The sequence below is a fragment of the Bacillus sp. FSL R9-9492 genome (assembly GCF_038007365.1).
GTDB lineage: Bacteria > Bacillota > Bacilli > Bacillales > Bacillaceae_G > Bacillus_A > Bacillus_A mycoides.
On the sequence record NZ_JBBOXC010000001.1, the window covers coordinates 968,512 to 990,463 of the forward strand.

The window sequence follows — 21,952 nt, forward strand, 5'->3', positions numbered from 1 at the left end:
AAAGGAGATTGATAGTTTTGAATATTTTATCAAAGGATATGGAGTATGAAGAAATCACGCAAAGTGTCATTACAAACGAAAATAGTAAGCTTAATTATTACATTAATTTTATTTGTCGTTCTTCTGTTAGCAGGAATATTTGTTTACATTCAGTCCGTTGATACGAAGCGGCAAGTGGAGCAGTTAGCACTGCAAACAGCTAAATCTCTTTCTTTTATGCCAGCTATAAAAGATGCTTTTCAATATAACGAGCATAAAAGTACCATTCAATCCATTGCGGAACAAGTTCGTGAGCAAGCTGGTGCAGATTATGTAATTATAGAAGATCGTTATGGCGTTATGTATTCACATTCTAATTCGGAGTTGATTGGTACAAAGAGTAACAATCCATATAACTATGAAGCACTCACTTTTGGTGGCTATTATACACTCGAAGGAAATGGTGCAAGTGGCCCGGCTTTAATGGCGAAGGCGCCTATTATTGTTCATAACGGAGACTACGATCAAGTAGTAGGCGTTGTGACAGTAGAGTTTTTAATAAAAGGTATTGAATCTAACATACTGAGTAGAACGAAAGAAATCATACTCTTTTCTTTAGCGGTGTTACTAGTTGGAATTGTTGGCGGCATTCTTTTAGCGCGTAGTATTCGTAAAGATACACTCGGTTTAGAACCGAATGAAATTGCAGCGTTATACCGGGAACGAAGTGCGATACTACTATCCATAAAAGAAGGGATTATCGCCATTGATCAAAATGGTTTTATTACAATGATGAACACGTCGGCAGAAAAAATGTTGCATGTAAGTGATGACTATATGCAGCAGCACATTTCAAAAGTTTTACCTGATTTTAATATGGAAAGAGTGCTAGAAAACGATCAAGAAATCGCGTTTCAAGATAAAGTGTTTATTTTAAATAGGACACCAATACTCGAAAATAAAAGTACGGTAGGCGTTGTATGTAGTTTTAGAGATAAAACAGAATTACAAAACTTAGTGAATACAATATCTGAGGTAAGAAAGTATTCCGAGGATTTACGCGCTCAAACGCATGAATTTACAAATAAGCTGTTCGTCTTATCAGGATTACTTCAGTTAGGACATTACAAAGAAGCAATTGAATTTATACAGCAAGAATCTAATGTTCATCAAAGCCAAAACCATATTTTATTTCATCAGATTCATGATGCGAAAGTACAAGCTATTTTATTAGGGAAACTCGGAACAGCGTCTGAGAAGAAAATCAATTTTCATATTGAAGGAGATAGTGCACTTCAACCGTTACCAGACCATATAAAAGTTTCGCACCTTATTACGATCCTTGGAAACATAATCGACAATGCATTTGATGCGGTGAGTGAACGAGAGGGAAAGAGTGTTTCCTTCTTTGTTACGGATATTGGACATGACATTGTATTTGAAGTGATAGATAGTGGAACAGGGATACCAGCTGAAAAAATCACGACAATTTTTCAAAAAGGGTTTTCAACGAAAGGAAATGATCGTGGTTACGGACTAGCAAACGTGAAAGAAATGGTAGATCTACTAGAAGGAACAATTGAAATTCAAAACGAGAAAAATGGGGGAGCTATTTTTACAATTTACCTTCCGAAAACATTGAGAGAAAGTACATGACAAACAGGGGGATGGGCATATGTTGAAGGTTGCAATTGCAGAAGATGATTTCCGCGTAGCGCAAATTCAAGAGGAGTTTTTATCAAAAATAAAGGACGTAAAAGTAATCGGAAAAGCATTGAACGCAAAAGAAACGATGGAACTACTACAAAAGGAAGAAATCGATTTACTTCTATTAGATAATTATTTACCAGATGGAATTGGTACAGACTTATTGCCGAAAATTCATGCTGACTTTCCAAACGTTGACGTCATTATGGTTACAGCGGCAAATGAAAACCATATGCTAGAAAAAGCAATTCGAAACGGCGTAAGCAACTACCTTATAAAACCGGTCACGTTAGAAAAATTTGTTCGAACCATTGAAGACTATAAAAGAAAGAAGCAATTATTACATAGTAACAATGAAGTAAATCAAGCACTTATCGATAACTTTTTCGGCATTTCACAAACACAAGACGTAAAAAACTTACCGACAGGTGTAGATCCGCTAACACTGCAAAAGGTAAAAGGGATTATAAAAGGATTCGAAGAGGGCATTACAATAGAAGAGATGGGAGAACAAATGGGGGCCTCCAGAACAACCGCAAGAAGATATTTAGAATATTTAGTAGCGACAAACGAATGCACAGTAGAGTACACATACGGCATTATCGGACGACCAGAACGAAAATATCGAATAGGACGAGGACTATGAAAAAACGATTATTACTATGTATATGGATCATGACAGGAGTAATAGCTGGTTGTTCTTCAGAAAAATCTCAAACGAATACAGTAAACATAGAAAAAGTAGAAATCGTTGCGCCGAACGTTCAAGGAGCAGGGTGGGACTTAACAGCACGGGCGATGCAAAAAACGCTGACAGAAGAAAAAATCTTCACAAAACCAATCACTGTCACAAACAAAGTAGGTGGCAGCGGTGACGTCGGATGGAAATATACGAAACAAAAAGGCGGTCACGTACTGGCGATCAACTCAAGCTTACTCATAACGAACAACCTACTAGGCCACAGTAAACTAACATATAAAGACTTTACTCCGCTCGCGACACTCGCATCGGACTGGGAAGTCGTTGTCGTCTCAAAAGAATCAAACATAGAAAACGCAAACGAACTAATGGAACAATTAAAACAAGACAAGAAAAACTTCAAAATCGGCGTTGCCCCAGGCCTAGGAAACGACGATCACCTATCCTTCGTACAAGTAAGCAAAGCATTCGGCATAAACCCAGCCGAACTACAATTCTTCGTCTACGAAAACAAAGAAAAAATCATAAACGCCCTAACGAACAAACAAATCAACGCCGCAACCATGACCCTATCCGAAGCCGAAAAACAATACAAAGCCGGCAAAATAAAAATACTAGCCGTATCCTCAGAAAAACGGCTAGACAGATTACCAGAAATCCCGACGTGGAAAGAACAAGGAATCGACGTTGTCTTCCAGCACTGGAAAGGGATTATGGGGCCGAAAGATATGACGGAGAAAGAGGTTGCTTATTGGGATAGCATTATTAAGCGGATGGTGGAGAGTGATAGTTGGAAGGGGATTTTGAGGGAGCGGGGTTGGGAGAGTTTTTATAAGGGGAGTGGGGAGAGTAGGGGGGTTTTTGAGGAGAGTGATGAGAAGTATGGAGAGATGGTTGGTGGAGATAGAGGAGATAAGTAATTTTAGTGCTTTGTATTTATAAAATATCGATATCATTCTTAGTATATACATTTATATAAATGTTTCCTTTTATAAAAATAATGCGTTATTATAATTCTATAAATTAAGATAGAAAGGGAACTAAAATGGATGTTAATAATGTAGAGTTACCAGAATCACTAAAAGAAGTACTTTGGGACGGGTGGATACTCCTTGGTGTCATATTGGTTGTATGTACCTTGCTAGTAATTATTAGATCTTATATACCAGATGATATGCTACCTATCATTAAAGGTGCTATAGCATTAGTTATTTTAGGTGGGATATTTTATATAGGTTATTAAAGTAATTATTATGGTTTATGAGTGAAAAGGAGTTAAGATGGCTAAGCGAAAGAAGAAGCAAGATGAATCAATATTGGGATCTTTACTAGTTATGACGTTTGTCGGAGTGTTGTGGAAACCGGAATTTTTAGTACCGATAGTAATGCTATCAGCAGCAATCATATTATTATATATGTATGTGAATGTAAAAAAACTACGAGAATTTCGGCAATCAGGAATTTATGATATTGATAAAATGAGCGGACACCAGTTTGAAAAATATTTAGGAAGTCTATTTCAGGCTTTGGGTTATAAAACAGAGGTTACTAAAGCGTCTAACGATTTTGGTGCAGATTTAATTTTGAGAAAAAATGATAAAAGAATTATTGTACAGGCAAAACGCTATAAGAATAACGTTGGAATTAAATCTGTTCAGGAGATTGTTGGTGCAAAAGAATTTTATAAAGCTAATGAAACATGGGTTGTTACAAATAGTGAATTTACAGCCGCTGCATACAAACTTGCTAAAGTGAATCGGGTTGTATTAATTAATCGAGAGAAACTTATTAAGCTAATTAATCAGGGGAAAAGAGAAAAGAGAAATTAGGGATATAAAAGGTTCTAGACTTATGAAAAAGGCACTATGAAAAGTGTCTTTTTGTTTTGGATATAGAAAAATAATCCAGAAAACTTATATTTTAGTATATAATTTAAAATGAGAATGGCGTGTAATAATATTTTTAATAGTAAAAGAGAACTTTTGATCATTTTTATTATTGTAACTTATTTATTTATTTATATATATTTATATTCGATTTATATAAATGAAAAACACGCATAATATGAAAAAAGAGGGGATTCTTGTGGGTTTACATATTATACCGAATGATTTGCCGAGCTTGACTCCAGGTGAGAGAAAAGTACTGGAAAAGGTTCGGTCTTTATATAAAGATGTGCAAAGAGAAGCGTATTTATATATTCAGCCAAGAATTAGACATTTAGAACCTGATTTTATTTTAATTGATTCACAAAGAGGTGTAACAATCTTTGAAGTGAAAGATTGGGAACTTTCTTATATTAGTAGAGCGGATAGAAGAAAGGTAGATTTAGCAGATGGAAAACAGGTAGATAATCCATTTTGTAAAGCTAACTTATACCATACTGCAGCACAGAGGTTATTTAGGTTGCAAGATATTTTAAAAAGTGAAAGGAACGAATTAAAGTTTAAATTACATACTAATGTTATATTTCCATATCTTCATTCTAATAAGATTGAAGATAGTGGATTAGAGCAAGTATTTAATCAGCCACCAGCGCAGTATATTTCATCTGACATGTTAAGTAAAGTAAATATAAATCAATTATTCAAAAATGAATTTAGTTTCGTAGAAGAAGATGAAATTATTGCAATACGAACTCTATTATTCCCGGAAATTAAAGTTAGTTGTAGCGATAATCAAATCAGTACAAAAGAATTAATTACAGCACTAGATGCAGAGCAAGAGCGTTTCGCAAAGCGTGTACCGTACGGTCACTATATGGTAACTGGGGTTCCGGGTAGTGGAAAAACAGTTTTATTGCTAGCTCGTGCGATTCATCTGGTACGTGAACATCCAGAATGGAAAATAAAAATATTAACGTATAATAAGTCGTTACAAACGAAAATTGAAAACAAATTGAATTCCTTAGCAGCTGATCTTACTTTTATGAATGTACGTTTAGAAAATATAGATGTTAGCACTTTTCATAAATTTGCGCTAGATACAGCGAGTATATGTGTACCAAAGAAATCTAATGTGAAATGGTGGAATGAAGAGTTGCCCGAAATTGCTATACAGCGAGCGCAATCGTCATATGATGCCGTTTTAGTGGATGAATATCAAGACTTTCTAGATGATTGGATTCGATTATGTGTGAAGTCTTGTAAAGAGCATACGTATGTTAATAATCAAAAGGAAACTGTTACTGGGATAAATTTATTTTTAGCAGGAGATAGACTACAGAGCATTTATAATAACTCGGATCATAGTTGGAAGAGCTTAGGTATTGATATGCGTGGACGAAGTTCTTTACTAAAGAAATCATATCGTGCCGGTAGTCAACATATAGATTTAGCCCTTAATTTCTTGAAGCAAGAAAAGAAATTGGAAGAGGAGGTAAATAAATTTTATTGTCCAATGAGTGAGCTATCTTTTGAGAATGAAATGAAAGATGGAGTTAGTTTTATTGAAGGATCATATGAAGATATTAGTAATAGAGTATACGAACTTATTAAGCGCAAGGGCTATAAGCCAGAAGATATATTAATTTTGTGTAGAGAGCGAAAAGATTGTGAGAGTATACAGATGAAATTAAATTATGAGATACGTCAAAAAGTAAAAGTTACAAAAAATATTACTGAAGGACATTTAATTATAACGACATATCATTCATCAAAAGGTCTTGAGGCACCAATTGTATTTTTAGTTGATGTAGACAAGTTTGAGAGAATGCAGCTCGAACAAAATGATATTAAACTACGTAAGCTATTATATGTAGGCATGACAAGATCATCTGAGCATTTATACATTCATGCTGGAAGTTATGATAAACCTTCCTTTGGACAAGTATTAAGGAACGAAATATCTTGAGGGTATCCTTGAAAATCTAAAGAGGAGTATAATTGAACTGAATGATAAAACATTAAAGGTGTAGGACGGGGGAATTATGATGATACATACTTTAGTAAGGGGACAAAAGATAGATGTTACAAAGAATCATCCAGAGATGAAAGGATTACTGGTAGATTTAACTTGGAATGCCCCGATGAATATGGATGTAGATGCATCAGCTTTTTTAGTAGGTTTTAATGGGGAAATTACTAAAGAAGAGGATTTCGTTTTCTATGGACAACCTTATTCTAGTTGTCAATCTGTTCAATTGGACCAAAATGAAACAAATGGAAATAAACAAAGATTTTCGATAGATTTTACTCATATAAAAGATGACGTACAAAAGATTGTATTTTCGATTACAATTCATAATGCCGAAGAGAAGAAACAGGCGCTACGAGATGTTTCACATATTCAATTAAAAATAAGCAACGCACAATCAGGATTAGAAATTATTCATTTTCCTATCACACATCCATTTACAGATGAGAGTGCCATTATTGTTGGAGAACTGTATCGACATGGGGGAGGATGGAAGTTCAATCCTATTGGAGCTGGCTATTTTGGTGGGTTAGCTGCATTGTGTAAAAATTTTGGGATAGAAATCGCAGATGATGAAAAACAAACTGCTCCTCCTGTAGAGAAGAAAATAGTTCCTACTCCACCTCCAGTACAAAAAACTATTAATGTAGTGAAGATTGAATTGAAGAAAAAACAATCTATAAATATACAAAAATCTAAAATGGTAACAGCTACTTTAGAGTGGGAAACAAATAAAGATTTAGACTTATATTGTTTTTACGTAACGACTAATGGAGAGATAGGAAAGATTTATTATAAAAATCTAGGTTCGTCTAAAGTGTCGCCGTATATTGTGTTGGACGGTGATTCACAAGAGCCAGGAAAAGAAATAATTCGTATTTACCGACCAGAAGCTTTAAAATATGTTTTATTTGCTACATATAGTGCTGTCGGAAATGGAATAGGTAGTTTCTATTCTATGAAGGCTAAAGCTGTTGTCGATAATCATATGGGAAGCGTTGTAACAGCACCGTTATTAGAAATAAATGACCATGCTTATTGGGTGTGCATTGCTCATATTGATTTCACTAATTCAAATGAGATGAAAATTTCACATGTAGAAAGCTACTCAAAAGACCATTCAGAGGCTTCACCACTCTTGTACGAGAACGGGAAGTTTCAAATGGATGTCGGACCGATTGAATTTAAAAATGAAGAGGATTATCAGAAGTATTTTAAATAATAGAGTATAAAATCATACATCATATTGTATGATTTTTCTTTTATACATAGTTTGGTAAAATAGTAGTAATTGTAATTAATTGTAACGGTGGGGATGAAAATGTTAGAGCAACTCATAATTGAATTGGCTAAATCAATGAAGCAGGTTGAAGATATAAATGGTGATAAAATTTATTTAATTATAAACAAGGATGATGAAGGATTAGACGTTGAAATGAAAATTTCACGTGGACAATATGAAGAAAAAGCGTCTTATTTTAAAGTGAACTTTGAACTTCTTAAAAATATTTGGGAAAAGTTTATCGCTATGCGTACGATAAAAAGTGAGGATTTTGGACAAGCAAGTGAATGTAATGATTTCTTGATAGTTTTCTTTGCACAGCTTCCATTTGTGAATGTAACGGAATCAGGGGCTATTACATTTAGAGAGTTCCAAACTGATAATTTGCCATGTGAGCAGTATCATAAAGTTGTTGGATTTTTGGAAGAGGTAATAAACAATACATACGATCCGAAAAATTTAAGTGATCAAACCAATGGTAATTTGTATAGGGTTAAATCTAAAGGAAGACAAGATTTAAGATTACTGGGATTTTTAAAGGATAATCATAATATTAATACGTCTTTATTAACTGAATATATTGAGGCGAAAAGCAAGAATGATGTTATTCGAAAGTTAGTTTTAAAGCAGGAATACTTTCACATTGTTATGTTTGTACTTAATCTTTTAAGAGCGTATTCGAGAAGGGAAAAGAAAGAAGCTTTAGTACATTTAGCGATGACGATTGTCCGGAACTCTAGAGGGGATAATTTAATGCTAGAATCATTAGCAAAAGAACGTACGCATAATCTCTTGATGTGGTCTGAGAAATTGGAAATAATTAATGCTGAATGGATTCCATCCGAACAATACATGAAAAAGAGTGAAGAAAAGGGCGGTAATATGAGTAGTAGTTTACGTGAAGGCTTTTTAAAGATAATGAAAGAATATTTGGATGCAAAAACAGAAAAATTTGCAGGACATAAATTAGGATTAACAGTCCGAAATGATATAGCAACAGAGATCATTCGTTTACCATTTATAAATGAGAAGCAGTACAGTGTGATAGGGTCGGTTGGGAAAGGGAATTGGGCAACAGTTCCATGGATTGCGCTAATGCATAGAGATATTACAACATCGACACAGAGAGGGTATTATATCGTCTATTTATTTAGTGAAGATATGCAACGATTGTATTTGACCATTGGACAAGGTGTAACAGAAACGACTAAAGAAGAGATGCAAAAAATTAAAGAAGAGATTCGTGAACAAATACATATGTCCCAAAAGGTGAAAAAAGATGATGAGATTTTCCTAGGAACAAGTTCAAAAGCAAAAGGATATGCGAATTCAACAGCGGCTTATATTGCGTATGATGCTAATAAAATGCCAAGTGAAAAAGAGTTAGTAGAGGATCTAGAAGAAATGCTTTGCTATTATGAGGGATTCATGGCTTATAAAGAGAAAGGAACGAAATATGAAATGATTTATGAGAGGAAAGAAGTGTATTTAGATCAGCAATCCATTATCGATCATGTGTCTTCTTATATTCAAAGTAAAGGTTTCTATTATGAGAAAAAGGATCTTATTAATTTCTTCCTTTCATTAAAAACAAAGCCGTTTGTGATTTTATCAGGTATTTCAGGTACAGGAAAAACGAAAATTGTGCAGTGGTTTGCAGAGAGTTTAGGGGCTACGGAAGAGAATGGACAATTTACGCTTATTCCGGTTCGACCTGATTGGAGTGATAGCTCTGATTTACTTGGTTATGTGAACCTTCAAGGGGAGTTTCAAGAAAGACCGTTAATTAAGGTGCTTGAAGCTGCAGATTCAAATCCAAACAGACCTTATTTTGTAGTGTTGGATGAAATGAATTTAGCTCGAGTGGAATACTACTTTAGTGATTTCTTAAGTGTAATTGAGAGTCGTAAATGGAAAGATGGAAAAATTGTTACGTCACCAGTGCTTCCAGAATCAATTACAAATAAGCACATTACGATCCCATCAAATGTATATATTATCGGAACGGTAAATATGGATGAAACGACACATCCATTAAGTAAGAAAGTATTGGATCGTGCGAATACAATTGAGTTTAATACTGTTAACTTAGATTATTTTAATTTCTTAATGGATATGGAAGAGGAGGAAGCTGAAGTTGCTTCAAACCGTTCTTTAGAAACCGAGTATCTTCATTTAAAAGAATGTTTTAAAGAAAATGAGGATCTTGTGAGAAATATCTCAACTATTTTAATAGAAATAAATAAAATACTTGAATCAGTTGGAGCTCAAGTTGGGTATCGTATACGAGATGAAATTTGTTTCTATATGGCATATAACGAACAAGGAAAGTTATTATCGTTTGATGAAGCGCTTGATTATCAAATATATCAAAAGATTTTACCGCGTCTTGCAGGGAGTGATGGAAGAACAGAAGAGGTATTAAAGCAGTTGTATGTATTATGTGCAAATGAAGAATATGATAGTAGCAATAATGACGCTTCATATGCTAAGTATCCTCGTTCTGCTAACAAGCTGTCTCATATGTTAAGGAGGTTCGAGTATGATGGTTTCACCTCTTTCTGGATCTAATAATGAGATAGAGCTAGTTAAGATTGAAACAGAGGAGCTATCATTGACGATTAAGGGAAATCCTTATCATGAAAAATACGAGAGTTTAAAAGAATATCACGCTATGAACGCGGATGAGATGATGTATTTTCATGTAGATGGGAAGGCGGAGTCCGTTTCTGTATTTGATGCGAGATTGCAGAGGTTAGACGAATGGAACGAACACCCGCCAATCTTTTTTGAAAATAGAAGTTATCAGCTTGTTGTTGTTCCGAAAAAGAACCAACAGCTTTCCTTTTATCATGAACATCCGGGTTTTCGAAAACAAGTTAGTTCTATTCAAATGGGGTCACTTCATGTGTTAATGGGGAATCTTTCGTTTCCAAATGAAGTAGGAAATACAACGTTTGAAATTAAAAACGAGCAAGATACTTTATTAACTGTTACATTTGAAGTTTTCCCGGCAAAACTTGATTATAAGGATGATTATAGAGCCTTATTAGATGAAGTAAATGATGAAATTTATAATTTAGCATTTCATTTACTAAAGAGAACTTACTTAGGAGCATCCGCAATTTACGCTACAAATCCATCGAAGAGTGAATTTTATCGTATTTTAAATGATTCCTTTGAGCGATTTATGAAGTCGATCTCTCATATTAAAAGACAACCGCATCATACGCTTATGACTAGGCATCAACTTGTAAGAGGAGAAAAAATTCGTAAATTGGATTCTGTCGGAATGAACTATTTGCGAAAGCGACCACACTTACTGCAAGGAGAAACTAGTATACCGACTAAAGGGATTACAGCTTATAAGGAAGTGTCATATGATACGCTGGAAAATCGATTTGTTAAATGGATGATTCAAAGAGTCGTACATAAAATAGATGATTTACTTAAGGTGCTAGAGAAAAAGTCTAGATATACACGTGGTGAAACTGATGAAGATTTGCTGGAACGTGTAAAAAATATGAAGTATCGAATGAAAAATGAATTGAACGATCCATTTTGGAGAGCAATCGGAAAATTAGATCGATCAGTTTTTTCACTCGTTATCCAAATGGCGGCTGGCTATAGAGATGCGTATCAAATTTTCTTAATGCTATCGCTTGGTTTAACATTACGAGGACAAATTTTCAAAATGTCGGTAAAAGATGTCGCAAGGTTATACGAATACTGGACGTATTTAAAACTTGGACAAATTCTATCTAAAAAATATATACCGCTCCATCAAGACGTTATTCAAGTTAAACAAGATGGTTTATACGTAACGCTTGATGAAAGTAAAACTGCAAAAAGAGCCTTCAAGCATCCAGTTACTGATGAAGTAATAGAGCTTTATTTCCAAAAAAGAAACGGTAGACTGCCAACAGTTACACAAAAGCCAGATACGATGCTCGCTATAGAGAAAAAGGGAAAGAACTATCAATATCAGTACATTTTTGATGCGAAATACCGAATTGATTTTGCTGAAAAGGCTCATTACAAAAGGAAGTATGGCACCCCTGGTCCAATGGAAGAAGACATTAATACAATGCACCGTTACAGAGATGCATTAGTAGTGGAACAAGAGGGACCTTTTGAGCGGACAGCTTACGGAGCGTACGTATTATTCCCATGGAACCAAGAGGAAGCGTACGAAAACCATCCATTTTATAAAAGTATCGAAAAAGTAAATATCGGTGGATTCCCGTTCTTACCAAACGCAACAAGACTAGTCGAACAATTTTTAGATCACCTTATTGAAAAGAGCCCTGAAGAAATTATAAGAGAAGGCATTCTTCCAAGAGGAACAAAAGAAGAATGGCACTCTTCGCTAGAAGAAAAAGTATTAGTGGGCAGCGTGAAAACTGAAAACGACTATGAAACGTATCGAAAGAATGGCGTATATCAATTACCAATCAAACAGCTAAAACCAGGATGGCAAGAAGCAAAGTACATAGCATTATATGCACCGAAAAAATGGCACGGAGAAAAAGGCGGAATTGAATACGTCGCCAAAATCAAGCATATTCAAATGCAACAAAACGATGATTATGTACATTTCGAACTAGAACCATGGAAAAAACTAGACCACCTCATCCGCCCAGTAGGATATGGCATCCAAACATACACAATAACAACTATGTCGTTATTAAAAGAAGTACAAGAACTCCCAGAACTATTTATGAAATCAAAAGAAGAACGAATTCTTTGGAAAACGCTGCGCCGTTTTACGAAGCAAGTTAAGGTTGAGCTGGATCACCGTAATTTAGATGAGGCTTCGGCTGTTAAGAGTTATTATGTGCAGGATGTTCAGATTTGGGTTGATTATGAGAATGGGGTTGTTATGGTGGGGAGAGATGGGCGAGTTAAAGAGGTTGATTTGGAGTTGGTTGTTGGGAGAGGATCGGTGTTGTTTAAGGTAGTACTAGAAGTATTAAGTGCGGGTGAATAGTGTATAGATACAAAGGGGATTAAGTAATGGATAAGAGACTAAATTTATTTTTGCATGGAACAAGTGAGCTTAAGCGAAGTATAGAAATGGTTAAAAATGATGGATGTTCAATAGTTGATGCTATTAAATTATAGATGCAATTGTAAAATATATTAGATAAATATTAGTTGGATAAAGTGTATTGTTAGCTATGGGAAGAAGAGCATATTAGGTATATGCTCTTCTTTTTATTTGTAAATAAAGTGGATATGAAAGTTTCAATGATGACCTCCATCCTGTCAAGATAAGAAGCATATATTTTATGTTTCAGGAATATCGAGCGGAAAGGTAGTTGTATCAATGATTTGAACGGTATCCTATATTTTCTTATGCTAATCCTGTAACGTAGGAAAATGAAAATTCTTGACCAAAATCTTGACCGGTTTTTTAATGGTTTTGCACTTGAAAAACAGTTTTCTATCAGGCTAGGATAGTTATTGGTATTGTATTTTGTACTCCATAAATAATTAAAGCTGATATGATAATACCGAAAGAAAATGTTACATGATCAAATACTATTATTTGAGTTTTATAAACTAGATATAAGTAAACTAAAATAATAGCAGCTATTATAGGAAGAGGAATTCATTCGCTTGATGTGTTACTATTTATTATTTTACTTGGCATTTGCATTATTACTAGGGTAGGATTAATAATTTGAATGTTTGTAATGGGATTTATTGTGGTGGCAGCTACTTTGTCCCTTCTAGGACGTATTTTAAATGCACATGCTACAATAATATCGAGTAGAGTATAAATTACACTAGTGACAAGATTGCCTATGCTACTTTGGAAATCCAAAATTCTTCCCCTTTTTATATACTGAATAATATAATTTTACAAAACAAACAAATTTCTTGGTATAACTACCTTTTATTTATTGAGAAAAATATATCAGAGTAACGAATAGTTAAATTGTTAAAGTAAATAAGTATTAAAATCTTGTTCTTATATGGTAAAATTTATATTAATTAGATGTATAGAATTTGAAGGAGGTTGGAGAGTTGTCTAAAACAGCAAGTGAGATTATTCAAGAGAAGTACGAGGGAATTATTCGTGCCAAATATCCAAATTATATACATAACTGGCCTATTTTATCTGGATACAACATTATCAATGGACAACATAAAAATCACATAATTGTTATATTTAAAGATAACGGAACTAAGGGGTTAGTTTCTTCATCGGTTGTAGATTTTACACCGATAACTTTAGGCGTTGAAGAGTTAAATTATGAAAATATAGAAAAAGTGAGAGAAAAGATTCGAAATGATTTTCAGCTTGTGCCTAGAGATTCAGTTGTAATTCTAAAAATGAATGGAGAAAATTTGTCATCGGAATTAGAAAATTTATTAAAGCGGCATGAGGTAGTTATGGGGGTTGTTGGTATGAAAATATTCTTAAGTCACAAAGGTATTGATAAAGAGATAGTACGAAATTATAAAAATACGTTAGAATTACTAGGTTTTGATCCATGGTTAGATGAGGATGCGATGCATGCCGGAGTAGAATTAGAAAGGGGTATTAAACAAGGGTTTAATGAATCGTGTGCTGCTATATTTTTTGTCACGCCTAATTTTGTTGATGAAGATTATTTAGGAACCGAGGTAAATTATGCAATAGCAGAAAAGAGAAAGAAAAAGGGGCAATTTTCAATAATTACCCTAGTATTTGAGGCAAATGGGCGAAAAGGTAATGTTCCAGAGCTCTTAGAATCATATGTTTGGAAAGAGCCTAAAAATGATTTAGAGGCTTTAAGAGAGATTATTAAGGCGTTACCATTAAAATTAGGGAAACCTTTATTATAAATAATACAAATTTAGATTTCTAATATGGCCAGTCAAGAATAAGTCGTCCTCATATTTAATGGGCGACTTATTACTTGTTAATTTTACTAAATATGCGAGATAAAGGGGATTCAGTATATTTTGATTGAGTGCTTAAAGAGTTATCATAGTGAATCCGACTCTATAATTGTTCACTAATTTACTTATTAAAGAAGTTAGATCCGAAATTTACACTGGACATAATGAAGAAAGACTAAAAATTATTTCTACATCAGTTGACATTGAGATTCGTCCAAGAATTGATGGTAAGAATGCTGAGCCAAGAATATATTTCCAAAAGGAGAGAATTGCTATTACTTCACCAAATGATAATGCTGAAACTTAGGGGATATTTTAGCAAGTAAATGTGTAAAAGTCTATATTATAGGTACTGATGACCGTTCGAATTTAATTTATGCGTATAAAATAAACAGGTATGATAGATATTTTGATGTAGCAGGTGGTTGTAAGGATAATAAGCTAAGATCGGAATTACTTGATAATATATTTGCTAATAACTAATTCTGTAATTTATATAAAATTGGGGTGAAGAATATGAAGAAATTAGACAAAGATTATGTTTGGGAATGTGATTATGGTATAAGAAAACCATTAATCCCAGCTTTGAAAGAGTTGTTAAGTGAACAAGATGCGACATCTCTTCAGATGGTGAATTTGTTGACCAATTCAATTCCATATAATTTAGAATTTTATATTGTATTAAGTTACGATAACCCTAAGGAAGACCATATTGATGTTATGAAAAGGTTGATGCTAGGAGAAGGTTTACGTTATCGTCCAGATATTACATTTCATGAATTACAACAAGAGATAGGTAATAGAAGGTTTAATAGTCAAACTTTAGTTAGGGATTGTGATGTAGAAAGGGCAATGGAAAGTGGATTTCTATTCCAGTTTAGTGAGAAAAGTGAAATAGAGAAGTTAGGTTATATTATAGATAAACCACTTGGAAATCAAATGCCTATTTTCTTAAGTCACTCTTCTAAAAATAAGAGTGAAGTTGAAGATTTGATTCCTTACATCAATGGGGCTGGATTACCTGTGTGGTTTGATAAAGTAAATATTGATTATGGTGAATCGATTGTCAAGGCAATTCAAAAAGGAATTAAACAGTCGGCAGGAGTTATTTTTTGGATTACAAATGATTTTATTAATTCTAATTGGTGTGATTTAGAGTTAACTAAATTTGCAAATAGATATGCTTCAAAAAGGGATATATTAACTATTGCTGTAGTTCATCAAGATGTTGATATAGAAGAAATAGATTTTTTATTTGATGATATTAAGTATTTAAAACGTACAAATGAAGATTTAGAAATAATAGCTAAAGAGATAATTCCTACACTAAAAAGGTATATGGACAGCATAAAATGAAGCCATTGTTTCCACAAGGGAAAGTGAGTATTATAGGAGATAATTTAGTATCGTAATGTAATGTTAACAAGATTAATCTTTGGGGGACGAGGTATAATGTCAAGTATATTTCTTAGTCATAATAGTAAGGACAAAGAATTTGTCCGTAGGTTAGCAAATCGCTTGGAAAGTTATGGGGTGAAGGTTTGGGTAGATGAAGCGGAGATTAAAGTAGGCGAATCTCTGATTAAAAAAATAGAAACGGGTATTAATGAAATGGAATATCTGGGAGTCATCTTATCCCAAAATTCAATTAAATCAGATTGGGTTAATAGGGAAGTAGATATGGCAATGAATGGTGAGATACAGGGGAGAAAGGTTAAAGTACTTCCTTTGTTATACAAAAAATGCGAAATTCCTGGATTTCTAAGTGGAAAGTTTTATGCAGATTTTACAACGAAAAAGAAATTTGAAGAAGCATTTATTAAATTGCTAAATGCACTTGAGGTCGATGAACAGGATGATAGAAGGACAAGTGGAGAAACCTGTTTAATACAAAAGGATTTTCATAACAAGATAGAGGAGTATTTTAAACCGAAGAAAGCACAAATAAAATTTTATGAAGATTTGAGTGGCATTGATTATCTGAAAGTGGATGGTGAGAATGGGATGTTTTCACTATATTCATATCGGACAAAACCCACACATATCGTTAAACTAGACGAAATATTTAGAGTAGAAGGAAAAAAACTTAAAGATATTGAGCATTTAGAAGAATATGTATATTTTGACTCCGAACGAGATGATGTAATAGACTCTATAAAAGCAAAGTATTCTTTGCCGAGTGATAGTTACCCAGGACAATGGACTGAATTTGGAGATAAGGGGCAGAGTGCATGGGATGAATGGATTGAATGGCATGAGGAAAGAAGGGTAATTTCTTTACAATATACATAAACTAAACAAGCTCTGCTTAAAACCTGTGTGTTGCAGTTGATATAGGTATTTGTAAATGAATTAAATTGATAAAAAGAAGCTAATTCTAGGATACTGGCTTCTTTTTATTTATAATAAATGCTTTTAGTAGAATTAATCCTCAAAATATTCAAGGATCAATGGAGGAATAACTGAAATTTGCTGAGATTTAAGATTTTTCTAATGTCCTTTTTAATTCCTTGAATTTCTCCCAGATTTTTTCATGTTCTGCAATCGCAATAGACTCGATATGTTTATTTTTGAATGGATGTCATTTTACTAGTAAAGGTGTAAGGGGGTATTTAAGGTAGATATTGCTAAATATCAGAATGATATACGTTTTCTGGTTGGTATAGCTATTTCAGGCCCATACTTTTTTAATATTTTACGTATAGTTTTAAAGAGAGTGTGTAGCGATGTTAAGGATTCCCTTGAAACTTCATCCTCTTCTTTTGATACCTTTACTGAAATAAGAGTTACTAATTTAATATACATTTCCAAAGATTCCTTACGTTGCCATCAGCAGGTCAACCTGGTCCTTGAGAAAGTACAAAAGGTGATACTATAAGCTACGAAGTTAGATAAGTTTGCTAGAAGTACAAAAGATGCTTTAAACATCAATGAATACTTAAACAGCAAGGGTGTTTCTCTTATTGTCTTGAACATGGGTGAAAATAAGAGGGAAGACCTAAGAAGTATATAAAGAATAACAGAGGTTTACAGTATGCCCTTGAATTATGCCGTAATAGGACAATTAATAATCTGGCTATTAAAAAATGGAAAAATAACTAAAGTAAGCAAGGATACTCTTTATAGGGCAGTACGGGAGCAGGAAGCTGGAGTGAAATAATTATATACAGGGTAAAGTATTGTAGGAAGAAAAAGGGAGGCATATCACCATATGAATTGATTCAATTTGGTATTTGTATAAGAGGTGTGCTGTTACTGCACTCTTTTCTAAAATCTTATCACTGTGCTTGAGGACAGAAATTATATTAATTATCGACAATGTTTGTAATTAACTGGTAATATGGAAATAATAGCTGAAAGATCGGACAAGGGGGATTTTACGTGATAAGACAAGAAACTGTAATGAAAATTGAAAGTGGTCAAGGTGAAGGAATTGAAAGATTACAAATACCTAGTAAACAAGAAATAGTAACCCTTAGACATGCTCTTAAGGTTTTAAATCAATTACAAATTATAGATGTTCTGTCTCAAAATGAATATCAAATTGGTAAGAATATAAAAAAGGTTGGAGATTTAATAGAATTATTAATTCAACAATTTGAACAGGGGTTACTGCAAAGAGAAATATATGAGGATATTAGAGAAAAAGCATTTAATCCAGAATTGGATGTATCTGATGGCTTTTTTCTTTCTTTTTTAGACGAAAAATTAAATATAACAAGATCGTGTGTTCAGGGTACAGTAGATAATTGGAATAAAATTAAGTCTCAAGAAAATGGAATAAATAGTAATGTAGAAATAATAAGTTTTAGGAATGGATTGTGTAAATTATTAGTAACGAGACTTAATGAAAGATATGCTTATGATAAACGCAGTATGTTTAGTACAAGATTTGTCGATGAATCAAAAGCGTTAGTTGAGATAAATTTTTCGAAAAAGATTATTTTCTTTCAAACTTCTAACTCTAAAAAGTATAGAGAGATACAAACAGTAATTAAATTGCTACTGTCAATATTTTTTGAAAATGATAAATTTAAGTTATTTCCACCAAAAATGTCTCAAAAATTAACCTTCACTCTTGAAGATGATGGTCATACGGCAGTCCTTTATGAAAATATCAGCCCAAACACTATTAAATTGCTAGACTTAATGCTGGAAATGAATGGTACTAAATTTAATTTTGATGATTTAGAATGTATAGATATTACTTTTGATCATGAGGATTCTAAAAAAGAAGATCTAAAGGCTAAAATTGAGAGGCAAGGATTTGGTGGGGGGGACTTGCTACAAAAAGAGGATATTAAGAATCATATTCTACAGAATAGAATAATACTTAAAGTTGAACTTAGCTTAGTCTATAATGAAAAAATAGATGAAGAAAGAGAAAGAAAGCATATCCTTATAGCTGGTATAGATAATAAAGCGAATAATTATATAAGAATATATATACATAATAACAATTTCAACTTAAAGCGAGTAATTAATAAGGCTTATGAAGAATTAAAAACTATATTTGTTGAACATAACTCAAGTACAACTTTAAGAAATGAAGATAAAATAAAAAAATTATTAGGATTATGATTTATGTGAATATACTAAATAATAATTTAAACAAATGTCGAGTATACTATTATGAAGATTTTAGTGATTTCTTTTCTTTATTCAAAACAAATTATGATTTAACTCAATTTAAAAAAGATGAGTTTATTTCTAAAATTAACTATATGGAAAGGGAGCATACATCTACGAGCAACCCATATCATTTGTTAATTTATATGAATCAACAAGAGCAGTTAATTATAGGTAAGAATATTTTTTGTGTATTCTCTCATAGTGAGGAAGAGAATAATCAATGGATAAGTTCTAAGACTGATTTATATAGAATACTTTCGAAAATAAATCTAACAAGAAAATTGTATATACAAAAAATATTAACATCTGTTACAAATAATATTATGGAAATAAAGATTTCTAAGGATAATTACTTTAACTACTTGGATAGTTATATTTTATATGGAAGTAGTATCCAATTTTCATCAGAGTTTGATGAAATAATGCAAAATGAAGAATTAGAAATCAAACAAATCAAATTTCAATTATTTGATCAATCGGTTATTACAATTAGAGATGGGAATCAAGTGGAGTTCAATAGAAATACTTCAAATGAAGAGAAAATAGAATTTGTTTTATTTTTATCTCACTTATTGAATGATTCAAAGTAGGGGGGGATTATGAGAAAAATATCCATTACTATAGTCAATAATACAAGTCATATTCATTGTATGCCCCTAGAGGAAGGACATACTGATGATGGCTTTTGTCTAGATTTTTTTATTAATAAACAGAATGTACCTCAAAAAGAACTGCTACCAATTGTAAGAACATTTACATCGGATATTCACTGGATTAAATGGAATGCCGAAAGCTTATTTCTAGATCTTAGTAAAATGAAAGAGGCGTTTCAAGATTTATTCTACAATTGTGATTGGATGAAAGGTGTAGTAAAAGTGGATCCTCAATTTGATGTAGAACTTAGAACTGAGGTTCCTATTGTTACATATCAAATGACCAAGGAACAAATCGAGCTGACGTTCCCTAAGAAGATATTTTTAAGTCATAAGGGAAGTAACAAAGAATTTGTTAAAAAATTTTATGAAGTGTTAAAAGAATTAGGTTTTGACCCTTGGCTAGATGATGAGGATATGCCAGCAGGTATGGATCCTAATAGAGGGATTTTGAAAGGGCTACAAGAATCATGTGCATGTATTTTTTTTATAACACCTGAGTTTAAAGATGAACGCTATTTAACTTTTGAAATTGATTGTGCTCAAAAGCAAAAAATGAATAAAGGAGAAAAATTTAGTATTATTACTCTTCAGTTTACAAATGAAGAAGGAAAAAAAGGTGTAGTTCCAGATATACTTCAAATATCCCTATGGAAAGTGCCTAAAAATAATATGGAAGCTCTTAAGTATATTTTAAGAGGATTACCTATTAAAGTAGGAACTGTTGATTGGAAATAAAATAGAAAGCACTGAACATGCAGTGCTTTCTATTTCTTTATAGAGGTTTGATTATTAAGGATGGAACCCCAGCGACTTGTCCTAAAATATGAGCATACTGTAGTAGGATCTGATGAACAAATTCTATTTCTTTTCTTAATTCATCATGTTTATCCCAAGGTTTTTCATGTTCAACTATAGATACAGATTCATTTCGTTTATTTTCATACTCGAGTAACATTGGATGCCACTTAGCAAGAAGGGGACGTAAACTTGAGTTTAAAATAGAAACTGCCAAATATCCAAAAGAAATATTCCCTGTTTTAGATATAGCTACATTGGGACCATATTTTTTTAATATTTGTCTGGTAATGTCAAAAAGTGAATAAAATGAGGAAAGTGCTTCTCTTAAAATTCCTTCCTCATCATTTAACTCATTTGTAGTAATACGAGTAATTAATTCAACATACATTTCCCAAGAGGCATCTCGTTCAGCTGTACTGGGTTGCCAAGAACCTTTTATACTTCCAATTGGTAAATTAAGACTTACAGTTATATCTTTAAGTGACATAATTTTCAGCTCCTTTTATTTTTTCCAATCTAAATAATGGATTAATGAATGAGAAGGGGTGCTATGTTCTAGTATGTAATTTGTGAGAATCGCTGACTTTTCTAATAATATAGTATCATTTTCTTTTTTTTGTAAGGATGCTATATAGATATTCAGACTCTTTATTCCACTTATTACATTTCCTATGTTTAGATAAGATGGAATATCCCTAACATCTTTTAAAAGATGTGTAGAGACTGAATTTTCAGCCCTCTTACCAGAACTTATTTCATAAGGGACCCACTGATATTTTTTGTTTTTTCTGAAACTACAAATAACATATCGGTTGAAGCGTTTATTCCGTTTTCAATACATTTTGTGATGGCTTCATTATTTCCATTTGTGATAGCTCTCTGTAATTCATCATCGTAAATATCTAAGTATATATTAAAACCTGCATTTGGAATATATTTTCTTATCTCGCTAACTGCTGTTTTATTTTCAGTTATATGTAAAAGAAAAATGCAAGTTTTTTTGATAGGAGGCAGATTTTTGGAACGATTCTAAAATAGATTTGTTACAAGGATGTGCTAAATTTTTATCAATATATCTCACGAAATATTCCCTCGCCTTTTATTTACCAATTTTCGGATGGATAACCTCATTATATGAGATAATGTGTAATGTTTCTATTTATTTGCTTTCTAGACAAGAAAACATAAATACAAGTCTTTATTATATATACAATATAATAGGGGGGAAATAGCGTTAATAGACGTATTTTCAAATTTTGAATAATGGGAGAAATGAAATAAGATTATCTCATTTATGTATTGAAAAGGTTGAACGATCAGCTAACTTTTTGTTTATAAATTATTAATTGGACTATATTTATTATGTTGAGCAACAATATCTTTACTTAT

The 21,952-nt window shown here is 32.7% G+C and carries 16 protein-coding genes and 1 pseudogene; 16 read left to right on the top strand and 1 reads right to left on the bottom strand.

Annotation, left to right across the window (positions count from 1 at the left end; translation table 11 throughout):
- Positions 1–45: 45 nt before the first annotated feature.
- From MKY70_RS04830 to MKY70_RS04905, 16 genes and pseudogenes are all read left to right on the top strand, one after another.
- Positions 46–1,635, top strand: coding sequence for a sensor histidine kinase (locus tag MKY70_RS04830; protein ID WP_341023482.1), 1,590 nt, complete (start codon positions 46–48; stop codon positions 1,633–1,635).
- Positions 1,636–1,654: 19 nt separating this feature from the next.
- Positions 1,655–2,332: a response regulator gene (locus MKY70_RS04835; protein WP_088032105.1), complete on the top strand. Its 678-nt coding sequence runs from the start codon at positions 1,655–1,657 to the stop codon at positions 2,330–2,332.
- On the top strand, positions 2,329–3,306 hold the full coding sequence (locus MKY70_RS04840; protein WP_341023484.1) for a tripartite tricarboxylate transporter substrate binding protein: 978 nt from the start codon (positions 2,329–2,331) through the stop codon (positions 3,304–3,306). Before MKY70_RS04835 ends, MKY70_RS04840 begins: the two co-directional genes overlap by 4 nt.
- A 125-nt stretch (positions 3,307–3,431) precedes the next feature.
- Positions 3,432–3,629, top strand: coding sequence for a hypothetical protein (locus MKY70_RS04845; RefSeq protein WP_341023486.1), 198 nt, complete (start codon positions 3,432–3,434; stop codon positions 3,627–3,629).
- Between the two features lie 37 nt (positions 3,630–3,666).
- Positions 3,667–4,215 (top strand): restriction endonuclease, encoded by a 549-nt coding sequence (locus MKY70_RS04850; RefSeq protein ID WP_341023487.1) that lies wholly within the window; start codon positions 3,667–3,669, stop codon positions 4,213–4,215.
- 256 nt (positions 4,216–4,471) lie between these two features.
- On the top strand, positions 4,472–6,238 hold the full coding sequence (locus MKY70_RS04855) for a UvrD-helicase domain-containing protein (RefSeq protein WP_341023489.1): 1,767 nt from the start codon (positions 4,472–4,474) through the stop codon (positions 6,236–6,238).
- A 79-nt stretch (positions 6,239–6,317) separates the two neighbouring features.
- Entirely contained in the window at positions 6,318–7,523 is a 1,206-nt protein-coding gene (locus tag MKY70_RS04860; RefSeq protein ID WP_341023491.1) for a TerD family protein, read from the top strand.
- A gap of 99 nt (positions 7,524–7,622) precedes the next feature.
- Positions 7,623–10,154 (top strand): MrcB family domain-containing protein, encoded by a 2,532-nt coding sequence (locus MKY70_RS04865; protein ID WP_341023493.1) that lies wholly within the window; start codon positions 7,623–7,625, stop codon positions 10,152–10,154.
- Positions 10,129–12,573 (top strand): restriction endonuclease-like protein, encoded by a 2,445-nt coding sequence (locus MKY70_RS04870; RefSeq protein WP_341026356.1) that lies wholly within the window; start codon positions 10,129–10,131, stop codon positions 12,571–12,573. Before MKY70_RS04865 ends, MKY70_RS04870 begins: the two co-directional genes overlap by 26 nt.
- Before the next feature lie 1,043 nt (positions 12,574–13,616).
- Positions 13,617–14,420 (top strand): toll/interleukin-1 receptor domain-containing protein, encoded by an 804-nt coding sequence (locus MKY70_RS04875; protein WP_341023495.1) that lies wholly within the window; start codon positions 13,617–13,619, stop codon positions 14,418–14,420.
- 573 nt (positions 14,421–14,993) lie between these two features.
- Complete coding sequence (locus MKY70_RS04880; protein WP_341023496.1) at positions 14,994–15,833, top strand: toll/interleukin-1 receptor domain-containing protein; 840 nt, start codon at positions 14,994–14,996, stop codon at positions 15,831–15,833.
- A 96-nt stretch (positions 15,834–15,929) separates the two neighbouring features.
- Positions 15,930–16,769, top strand: coding sequence for a toll/interleukin-1 receptor domain-containing protein (locus MKY70_RS04885; RefSeq protein WP_341023497.1), 840 nt, complete (start codon positions 15,930–15,932; stop codon positions 16,767–16,769).
- 538 nt (positions 16,770–17,307) lie between these two features.
- Positions 17,308–17,637, top strand: a pseudogene (locus tag MKY70_RS30760) (recombinase family protein); the annotation flags it as partial.
- A gap of 221 nt (positions 17,638–17,858) precedes the next feature.
- Entirely contained in the window at positions 17,859–19,058 is a 1,200-nt protein-coding gene (locus MKY70_RS04895) for a hypothetical protein (protein ID WP_341023498.1), read from the top strand.
- A gap of 5 nt (positions 19,059–19,063) precedes the next feature.
- The gene (locus MKY70_RS04900) at positions 19,064–19,699 is read left to right on the top strand and encodes a hypothetical protein (RefSeq protein WP_341023499.1); all 636 of its coding nucleotides are present in this window, start codon (positions 19,064–19,066) and stop codon (positions 19,697–19,699) included.
- Positions 19,700–19,708: 9 nt separating this feature from the next.
- A complete protein-coding gene (locus MKY70_RS04905; protein WP_341023500.1) occupies positions 19,709–20,500 on the top strand; it encodes a toll/interleukin-1 receptor domain-containing protein in 792 nt (263 codons plus the stop codon).
- A 37-nt stretch (positions 20,501–20,537) separates the two neighbouring features.
- On the opposite strand, the gene MKY70_RS04910 is transcribed toward MKY70_RS04905, so the two are convergent.
- Entirely contained in the window at positions 20,538–21,050 is a 513-nt protein-coding gene (locus tag MKY70_RS04910; protein ID WP_341023501.1) for a hypothetical protein, read from the bottom strand.
- Between the last annotated feature and the right edge of the window lie 902 nt (positions 21,051–21,952).

Excerpts from the sequence above, each read along its gene's own strand:
- MKY70_RS04880 (WP_341023496.1), top strand. The coding sequence starts at position 14,994 with ATGAAGAAATTAGACAAAGATTATGTTTGGGAATGTGATTATGGTATA.
- MKY70_RS04885 (WP_341023497.1), top strand. The coding sequence starts at position 15,930 with ATGTCAAGTATATTTCTTAGTCATAATAGTAAGGACAAAGAATTTGTC.
- MKY70_RS04865 (WP_341023493.1), top strand. The coding sequence starts at position 7,623 with ATGTTAGAGCAACTCATAATTGAATTGGCTAAATCAATGAAGCAGGTT.
- MKY70_RS04845 (WP_341023486.1), top strand. The coding sequence starts at position 3,432 with ATGGATGTTAATAATGTAGAGTTACCAGAATCACTAAAAGAAGTACTT.
- MKY70_RS04910 (WP_341023501.1), bottom strand. The coding sequence starts at position 21,050 with ATGTCACTTAAAGATATAACTGTAAGTCTTAATTTACCAATTGGAAGT.
- MKY70_RS04835 (WP_088032105.1), top strand. The coding sequence starts at position 1,655 with ATGTTGAAGGTTGCAATTGCAGAAGATGATTTCCGCGTAGCGCAAATT.
- MKY70_RS04840 (WP_341023484.1), top strand. The coding sequence starts at position 2,329 with ATGAAAAAACGATTATTACTATGTATATGGATCATGACAGGAGTAATA.
- MKY70_RS04830 (WP_341023482.1), top strand. The coding sequence starts at position 46 with ATGAAGAAATCACGCAAAGTGTCATTACAAACGAAAATAGTAAGCTTA.
- MKY70_RS04905 (WP_341023500.1), top strand. The coding sequence starts at position 19,709 with ATGAGAAAAATATCCATTACTATAGTCAATAATACAAGTCATATTCAT.
- MKY70_RS04870 (WP_341026356.1), top strand. The coding sequence starts at position 10,129 with ATGGTTTCACCTCTTTCTGGATCTAATAATGAGATAGAGCTAGTTAAG.
- MKY70_RS04850 (WP_341023487.1), top strand. The coding sequence starts at position 3,667 with ATGGCTAAGCGAAAGAAGAAGCAAGATGAATCAATATTGGGATCTTTA.
- MKY70_RS04860 (WP_341023491.1), top strand. The coding sequence starts at position 6,318 with ATGATACATACTTTAGTAAGGGGACAAAAGATAGATGTTACAAAGAAT.